Below are 575 nucleotides of genomic sequence, written 5' to 3' on the forward strand. Positions count from 1 at the left end.
AACGGAGATCCAGTTTTTCGACGGCTGATTGTGGAAGATCACCGTTCTACTGGATCTCCGTTCCCACGTCCTGAGAACTCGCGCGCTTGACAGCACCACGACGACCTTAACTACCTGGCCTTGGGGGCTCACCCCGCAGTGTGGACACCGGTTGTCATGCGGCGAGCAGTACCCTATCGATGGTCTGCTGCTCGTAGTCGATCGGGCTGAGGTAGCCGAGGGTGGAATGTCTCCTGCGGGTGTTGTAGCGAGTGATCCACTTGAAGACGGCCAGGCGGGCCTCACGCGCCGAGGGCCAGCGCTTGGCGCCCTGCAGTGTTTCGCGTTTGAGGGTGGCGTTGAACGCCTCCGCGGCGGCGTTGTCGGCGCTTGTGCCGACGGCTCCCATGGACTGGCGCACCCCGAGCTCGGCACAGACCCCGGCGAATTCGGCCGAGGTGTCTTGCGCCTTGCGCCCCATGATCGCTGTGAAAGACCGAGCCGGCCAGGCCGCCCCGGGTCGCCGCGGCCATCCTCAGCGCATCGGCGACCAGGTCGGTGCGCATGTGGTCGGCGATCGACCAGCCCACCACCCG

General features: G+C 65.6%; 1 pseudogene. It reads right to left on the reverse strand.

Annotated elements, in window-relative coordinates:
* Nucleotides 1–154: 154 nt before the first annotated feature.
* Nucleotides 155–575, reverse strand: a pseudogene (locus ACTWPW_RS64570) (transposase); the annotation flags it as partial.

It is taken from the genome of Nonomuraea sp. KM90 (genome assembly GCF_052246675.1).
GTDB lineage: Bacteria > Actinomycetota > Actinomycetes > Streptosporangiales > Streptosporangiaceae > Nonomuraea.